General features: G+C 39.5%; 8 protein-coding genes. 6 read left to right on the top strand and 2 right to left on the bottom strand.

The window, feature by feature from the left end; translation table 11 throughout:
• Window positions 1-222 precede the first annotated feature (222 nt).
• Window positions 223-1512, bottom strand: coding sequence for a dihydrolipoamide acetyltransferase family protein (locus tag IQ259_RS05835; protein WP_193882278.1), 1290 nt, complete (start codon window positions 1510-1512; stop codon window positions 223-225).
• A gap of 1581 nt (window positions 1513-3093) precedes the next feature.
• Between IQ259_RS05835 and IQ259_RS05830 the strand changes: the two genes are divergently transcribed.
• The 6 genes from IQ259_RS05830 (at window position 3094) to IQ259_RS05805 (ending at window position 6076) form a co-directional block, all read left to right on the top strand.
• On the top strand, window positions 3094-3498 hold the full coding sequence (locus IQ259_RS05830) for a hypothetical protein (RefSeq protein WP_193882275.1): 405 nt from the start codon (window positions 3094-3096) through the stop codon (window positions 3496-3498).
• Window positions 3499-3528: 30 nt separating this feature from the next.
• Complete coding sequence (locus tag IQ259_RS05825) at window positions 3529-3810, top strand: hypothetical protein (RefSeq protein ID WP_193882272.1); 282 nt, start codon at window positions 3529-3531, stop codon at window positions 3808-3810.
• Between the two features lie 2 nt (window positions 3811-3812).
• A complete protein-coding gene (locus IQ259_RS05820; protein WP_193882269.1) occupies window positions 3813-4124 on the top strand; it encodes a hypothetical protein in 312 nt (103 codons plus the stop codon).
• A 235-nt stretch (window positions 4125-4359) separates the two neighbouring features.
• Window positions 4360-4695: a hypothetical protein gene (locus IQ259_RS05815; protein WP_228014380.1), complete on the top strand. Its 336-nt coding sequence runs from the start codon at window positions 4360-4362 to the stop codon at window positions 4693-4695.
• Window positions 4696-4707: 12 nt separating this feature from the next.
• Window positions 4708-5712 (top strand): LLM class flavin-dependent oxidoreductase, encoded by a 1005-nt coding sequence (locus tag IQ259_RS05810; protein WP_193882262.1) that lies wholly within the window; start codon window positions 4708-4710, stop codon window positions 5710-5712.
• The gene (locus IQ259_RS05805; protein ID WP_193882260.1) at window positions 5705-6076 is read left to right on the top strand and encodes a hypothetical protein; all 372 of its coding nucleotides are present in this window, start codon (window positions 5705-5707) and stop codon (window positions 6074-6076) included. Before IQ259_RS05810 ends, IQ259_RS05805 begins: the two co-directional genes overlap by 8 nt.
• Before the next feature lie 605 nt (window positions 6077-6681).
• On the opposite strand, the gene IQ259_RS05800 is transcribed toward IQ259_RS05805, so the two are convergent.
• Window positions 6682-7938, bottom strand: a complete 1257-nt coding sequence (locus IQ259_RS05800) for a VCBS repeat-containing protein (protein WP_193882257.1) — start codon at window positions 7936-7938, stop codon at window positions 6682-6684.
• Between the last annotated feature and the right edge of the window lie 96 nt (window positions 7939-8034).

Here is an 8034-nt window from a genome sequence, read left to right as displayed (position 1 = left end):
GGGGGTAGGGAGCAGGGGGAAAGAATTAAAAACCATTAATTTGTATCAAGATTTTCGTGAATTGGTATAAGTGAAATTTTTTGTAGTTAGTTTTAATAATATAGTTCTGCATAATACGATAAGTTCAGTATTAATACTTGAGTATTTCCATAAAAACAAAGACCAGGAATTTCAAGTATTCCAAGTCTCTGATTTAACTTTTCTTATTTCAGTAATTTAAATTTAGAGGGTTAAAGATTGAGCATTTGTCTCAATCAACTTCGCCAAGTCTTGCAAGAAAGCCGCGGCGTGAGCGCCGTAAATAATTCGGTGGTCACAGGTGATATTTACCTGCATTTGCTGGCGTACTCCAAATAAGCCATCAGGTGTACCGACAACTTGCAGACGAGCAGCACCGATCGCCAAAATTGAACCTTGTCCAGGTGGTAAAATGGCATCAAAGGTATCTACACCAAACATTCCCAAGTTAGACAGGGTAAAAGTACCGCTATTATATTCTTCAGGTTGTAGTTGTTTGGCACGAGCGCGGTCTACTAAAGATTTCCAAGTGCGTGAGAGAGAATAAATATCTACCATGTCTGCATTCCGCAATACTGGTGTAATTAATCCTCCGTCATCCATTGCCACAGCTACAGAAATATTGATATCAGAGTGATAGACAATGCCTTGCTCTGAGTAACTGGCGTTTAGTAATGGGTGCTTTTGCAATGTCACTGCTACGGCTTTCGCCAATAGCGCTGTCATAGTCACACCTTTGGATTTAATTTGTTTGTAAAGTTTGTCTAAACCATCGGTGGTTATCGTGTAGCCTACACGGAAAACAGGCACGGATACAGTAGCAACCATAGTCCGCACTACAGCATTTTGCAAGGTAGTCAGAGGTACTACTTGACCGGGAACTGCACTGCTGGCGCCGGGGACTGGTGTAGGTGCTGCTATCACAGGTGCAGGTGGCTGAACTGGTGTAATGGTTGGTGCAGGGGTTGATGGAGCCGCTGGTTTACCCTTGTTGATTACAGCTTCCACATCTTCAGCCACAATGCGACCGTAAGGGCCACTACCTTTGAGAGTAGTTAAATCAACTTTTAATTCTTTTGCTAATTTGCGAGCGCGGGGAGATGCGACGAGTCTACCTTCTTTGTGGTTCGAGCCGTTACCGTTGTGAGTAGGTGCGCCGATGGAGGCTGTAGCTGGTACTTTTTCGGGAGCAGGGGTTTTAGCAGTAGTTTGACCTGCGTTAGCGAGAGATTTCGCAGCTTCGATTTCAGCTTCGGTTTCAACTACGTAAGCGATCGCACTACCTACGTTGGCACTCTCACCTGCTTGTACAATGATGTGGGCTAGATATCCTTCATAGAAGGTTTCTACATCCATATCTGCCTTATCTGACTCGACAACCACCACTGTTTCACCTTTTTCCACTTTATCCCCCGGCGATTTTACCCAGGAAACTATCTTACCTTCAGTCATGGTGGAACTAAGCGCCGGCATGAATACTTCGTGAATGCTCATATGGTGGTTTCAAAATCAATAATTTATGGACTTTAACAGCTTTTCCCAGATTGAATTGTATCTTGGCGGGAGAGTTTTATGGCAGGGGGCAGAAGAATTTTAGATTTTGGATTTTGGATTTTGGATTGGTTGATGACAAATCTAAAATTGAATGGGCAAGAGGTAAAAGTATTATTGTTGCTAGTATTTACTCTCTCAAAATCTCCTAACTCTTGTCTTGCACCAGGCGACTGCAAGTCACTGCTATGCAGTCCAAACCCGCCTACGCGGATTAAAAGCCTTGATTTTCCATGAGTCCGCGCAGGGGGTGAGACCAGCGCTGCGGAAGGGTTTCCCTCTTTTACGAGACGCTAACGCAAACCGCAAGCGACTGGCAAACCCGTTAGCGAAGCGGTAGCGAGGAACGAGCGTCAGGGACTTCGTTTGTATAGCCGCGATTTCTAATCGCCAAGGCTAGGGCACATTGAGGCCGCAGGGGGGCAGGGAGCAAGGGAGAGGGTTTGCAGCTTTGATTACCATAAAAATGGTGCAATTTAAATGACGATTAGCTTATCACAGCGATCGCACTGACTCACCCTTCTGTACTTATAACTCGTAGTTAGTCGGTCATATTCACTAAAGCATAAATATGTAGCCCCAGGAAATAATTTTGCTTAATTTACTCCTAAATTCGTATTAACTACTACCATTGATTGAAAATAACGTAATTTAAGTATTGTTAATAACTAAATTTTTGCTTTTTTGTTGAAACTTAATCATCCTAATTGTGGTCTAAGAGAACAGCATTATAAAAACTTAACTCATATTTTCTCTTACACCAACATCTAAATCAACATTCTATTTTACAGTTTAATAAAATATCTGGTTTTCCTTATATAAAGGTCTAAAATGTAAATTAAATACAGCAGCCATATTCTGTCATTTTTTAGTTGACTTTCTGCCTATTTTCAGTTACTTCAATAAATAATTATTGGCTTTGAGTACATTTTTTTATAAGAAAAATCATCAATAAAAAACGTTTTTAACTAGAGCTTGTATAGCTTTGAGACTGAGTGCAAAAATACTAAACCCCCACCTGAGCAATACTAGTACCTTTACCCAAAAATACTAGTCCCCATACCCCAAGTAATTTTTGGATAGCTTTTGCAGCAATTGATTTAGCTTTTGAGTACAACTTTAATAAATTTAATAAACTTAACCCGCACCAACTAGATAGCTGTTGAGAAGTCGGCTGATATAAACAATATAGGATTTACGCAGAGATTCCCCTCTACCCCCCGAAATTCTAAGGCTTTGCCAGCGAACTAGGGGGGACTTCTTAACCCTCACATTGTCGCCAAAGACATAAAACGACTTTTTGAGGTGAGAGTGCGTTAGTTCCGCAGGTATAAATATAGAATTTGTGGAAAATTAAGTAATTGTTTATCAGCCAGTAGTTAATGTATTTTAACTGACAATAGCTCATAACCAAATTACCTTTTGCAGATTCTGTTTAACATCAAAACTGTTGATAATTAGAAAAGATAACTAGTAAATACATTCACCTTCTAGGTGTATTCTACCTAGCAAAGGAGAGCAAAAATGAAAGTCAAACTTCTAAATGTTCTCACAGTTTGTCTAGTAACACTAATAGTGATTTCCCCAGGGATAGTAGTCCTGAAAGTAGTTTGGCAAAAACATATAGAGTTAGTTAAGACACAGAATTTAAACTGTGAACTTAATAAGATTAGCAAAGCAAATCAAGCCTTATATCCCTCGGTGACGGCTGGTGCTAATAATTGCGATCGCCCAGTCGTGAACAAAGCGCTAATGACTGATTTTGCATATAAACTTGCCATTATCCTGCAATGGTTTATCTTGCTAACCCCAGTTGGTATCGGGTTAGGAATTCTTGTATACGACAGGTATTTAGTTCATCGTGCTGCTGTATTTCAAGAACAAGTAGAAATGCTAGAAAAGCTTTGGCAGCAAAGTATCGAGCAGTAATCAATTCACGCTTCAACATTACAAAATACTATGACTGAAGAACGGCAAGCCCAATATTTTGATTTAATCGATAAATTGCTCCAATGTCCTAATGGCCAAGAGCCAGAAATTTTAGAAGCACATTCAGAATTAATTGATGCTAACTTCGTAGAAGCAATGGTCAAAGTTGCCACAATATTTGCTCACGAAGGTAATCAAGATGGCGCTCACTTTTTGTTTCATGTAGCACGAGAGTTAGCAAAACAATTAGGGTTATATCCTGATTTTACAAATTCAGAAGCGGCAAAATCTGAAGTTATAAATAAGGAGTAGTCATGCTACTTACGGCAACTGATGCTGGACACATAGCATTAGAATTTCTTTTAGCAGACTGGAATATCCGTGAAGAATATAGAGAGTGGTTTACTATTATGAAATCTCGTTTAATTGGCGAGAGTTGGTACATAGTAGAGTTGGGTATAGAAGGCTTTCCTGATAGATGGTTTATTCAAGTTTATGATACAGGAGAATGCGACCCAAACTATACATTCGCTTCTCCTATTAGTGGTAAAGAAGGATTTTCTGATGTTTCTGATTTACCTGAAATGCTGGCTGAAGTGTTAGTGGCAGAGCGCAAATCTCGATGAAATTATCCTAATTTAAGCCTCCAGATTTATCTGTGTAGTTATCTAAAATACAAAATTGTTTTACGGGTGATTATTAATCTAATACATTGAGGTGTAGGCAAATAAAACTACACCTCATTTTTTATATATTTTTAAAGCTTAAATTGCTATATAAATCACATTTTTTATCATGCTTATTTGACAAATTTATGTTATATTAAATAGCGTGATGAACGCTACAGAAATATCAGTTAAAATGATTACTGAAGATATCATCGCTAAAGAATTCATTAGAATTGTCAGCGAGTATTATCCTAAAGTTGGTGAACTACTAGACGGGTGTCATGTGAAAGTCATCACCTGTTTTTGGGGAAGACCAGCTAGACGTTTACAATACATAGGGATTTATTGCTCTGAGGAAATGCTGCCCTATGTCAAAGATCACCAAAAAATACTCAGAGATATAGCAGAGAACATGGGATTAGTCCAAGTAGTTTGTATGAACGCTAAACGCTTAATCCGCGATCCCAAATCGAAGCTCAAAGATACAGATCCACGCTTGTGGTTGGAGTTGCAAATGGTGGCAACCTAAGAATAATAAACAATGAAAACCGGACTTTTCTGCAATTACGAAAATCATCACCAAAATGCCCGCCGTGCCATTTTTGAGCAAGTCGCCCTGGTGAGACAGGCGGAAAGCTTAAACTTTGAAGAAGCTTGGTTGAGTGAGCATCATTTTAGTGAAGTCAATCTCAGTTCTTCTATGCTGGTATTGATGGCACATTTAGCAGGTGTTACCTCAAAAATTCGATTAGGTACAGCTGCGGTTTTACTACCATTCCACAACCCGATTCGGGTAGCAGAGGATATCGCTACCTTGGATAATTTGTGCAATGGCAGATTATTATTTGGAGTTGCCAAAGGCGGGCCTTTCCCCCAGCAAAATAAGCATTTTGCCATATCAATGGCAGAATCTCGTGCCAAAATGCTAGAAGCGATCGCATTGATTCAAAAGCTGTTATATGAAAATGATGTTTCATTTGACGGACAACATTATCAATGCGATCGCCTGACTGTTCACCCCAAACCTTTGCAACAGCAGATTCCGGTGTACATAGCCAGCGGTGATGACACAAGCATAGAATTTGCGGCTAAAAATTCCTTCAGCTTGATGGGAGGGCCACCCTTCGCGCTAGAAAGATTGAAAAAGACAGTCAGCCAATATCGAGATATTAATCCCAGTGGTGCAGACAATTTTGTGTTAGCGCGGTTCTTTTTTGTTGGACAAACCAACGAAGCAGCTGTCAATGAAGCAATGCCTTTTATCCGCCAATTTAGCCAAAAAATGACAGCAAATTCGGCGCTAGTAATGCAGAATGGTTCCCACAATGGTCATAAAGCATTTGATCGAACAAACATTTGTTTTGACGAAGACTATTTGATTGAAAATTCAATCGTTGGTGATTCTATCACTTGTCGAGACAAAATCAAAAAATTTCAAGACGAGTTGAATCTAGGGACATTAGCGCTCAAACCGACATCGTTTGACTTGCAAAAAAACATCGAAAGTTTGCAGCGCTACAACCAAGAGGTACGCAATCATGTCTAAATTAAACCAGCTTCCACCCGATGATTTACCTCCAACCGAGGTAACAAGAGAGGATGGAATGCTGCACTTAGAGCTAGAGCAATCGATTGGGAGATGCTTTTATCAAAGTTGCGATCGCATTACCCAAGTACTACTCACTAATTGTCAGTGGTATCTCACCCAGAAAAACACTAAAGTGATGTTAGTAATTGATTGCCCTGACATCGTATCTTACTGGCATATAGTCAGCAATATTGCCCAGTTGGGTAATAGACTGGAGAGATTTACAAACAACGCCAGAATTAGAGTTTATCCCCCTTTTGGTAAAGGTGCGCCGTTAGAAATTAGTGTGAATGAAATTGCGGCTTATCGAGATTGGCTGTAAAGTATATTTACTAAGACTCAGCAACCCGGTTTTTCAAAAAACCGGGTTTTTGTATTTTCACCCAAAAATTTAGATTAAAGAAAAATTTGCAGTTCGCAGTTTGCAATGGCGATCGCCATAACTAATTACTTCATCGACAAAATAAATAAAGTCAAATTGAGTAAGCAAAAAGCCTAAATGCTTTCTCGTTTAGTTTAAATGTCTTTTTAAACAGCCTGATTGCTTTCTCATTTAGCTTAAATGCTTTCTTAAACAGCCTGATTGCTTTCTCATTTAGCTTAAATGTCTTTTTAAACAGCCTGATTACTTTCTCATTTAGCTTAAATGCTTTCTCATTTCAGTAGATCGCGTAGTTATTTTGGTGTGTTTTGCAAAAAAACAGGCAAATTAAGAAAGCAATTTGCCTGTTTGGGGACTTATTTAAGTAATTCACTCATTCATAACAACGATGTCTTTGACAAGTTACGCGTAGGAGTACGCGTCTACCCTTAAATAAGCAGTATGATTTAGGTATTGTGAGCATACTGCCATGAAAGAAGGTTTGATGAAATGGTGTAAATAACTATTGCCTTCTACCTTCAAAAAGCGGCCTATACAACCAAGTTTTAGCCTGTATACCAAGCAGCACCAAGTCTGTCTTTACTAGCTACAGCAGTCTCTGTTGCTTGTGTACCATTCAATGTCCAAATTTTGTCTGCGCCTGCTGCTTGATCGCGCCAGTACACATCAGTTTTGCCATCGCCATTGAAATCACCAAAGGATGGTGTCAAGGATGCGCTATTACTGGGGAGAAATGCTTCAGATTTAACTGCTGTGCCATTCATCAACCAAGCTGTATTCTCACCAGTCCTCTGATTGTGCCAGAAGATATCTGTTCTGCCATCACCGTCAAAATCACCAATGTTAGCTTGCCAAGATGAATCAAGTGTCTTAGCAGCGCCTTCAGTGACTACGATACCGTTCATAGTCCAAATTTTGTTTTGACCTGTGGAAGTATTTCTCCAGAGAATATCAGTTCTTAAGTCGCCGTTGAAATCACCAAGGATAGGAGTCCAAGATGCAGCTTGAGATTGTAGAGTAAATTTACTAGCTCTTGTGCCATCCATAAACCAAGCATTATTGGCACCAGTTGTAGGATTGCGCCAGAAGATATCACTCTTACCATTGCCGTCAAAATCAACAATAGTCGGTGTCAAGCCTACTGCTGTGGTTTCTAGAACATTCGCACTTGTAACTCTTGTACCATCCATCAACCAGATGGCATTTTGACCAGTTGCGGCATTATTCCAGAAGATATCAGTTCTGCGATCGCCATTGAAATCACCAATTAAAGGATTCCAGTTAGCATCAACTTTTTCTAAAGCTGCTGTACTAGCAACCCTTGTACCATCCATGAGAGCAATTCTATTCTCCCCTGTCTTACTATTCCGCAACAAAAAGTCAGTTTTGCCATCATTATTAAAATCGGCAATTCTGTAAGTCCAAGAATTGATGTCAAATGTACCCATAGAACCTTGTGAGAGAACTTGTGCGCCATCCATGAGGCGAATGACAATCTCACCGGTTTGAGCATTAACCCACAGTTTATCTACCTTGCCATCACCGTTGAAATCGGGAGCAATTGCTGCACTTCTTAAGTATGGATTGGGATTGGGATTAGCACTTACTGTTGGTGCTGAAACTTGCTGTGTTGATAAGGAATTAGTTTCTAATGGTTGAGATGAACTACTACGTCCTAGAAAAGAATTACCAAAACCCTGCTGAGTGTTCAGGTTGTTTACCAATTCATTTGATTTGTTCAAAGATTGATAAAACAGGTTGTTATTTGTTCCTAATGCTGGGGATTTTGGAGTTGCAGGCATAGTGTGTTTTTATGACTGGGTTGTCATTAAAGTTTTAACCTAAGAATTACATCCATTTCTGTATTTTAATAACAGTTGTTGTTTTTTCTATTTTTT

It is taken from the genome of Fortiea sp. LEGE XX443, assembly GCF_015206815.1.
Lineage (GTDB): Bacteria > Cyanobacteriota > Cyanobacteriia > Cyanobacteriales > Nostocaceae > Nostoc_B.
Note: the sequence above shows the minus strand (reverse complement) of the source record. Positions and strands in the feature narration are given on the sequence as shown.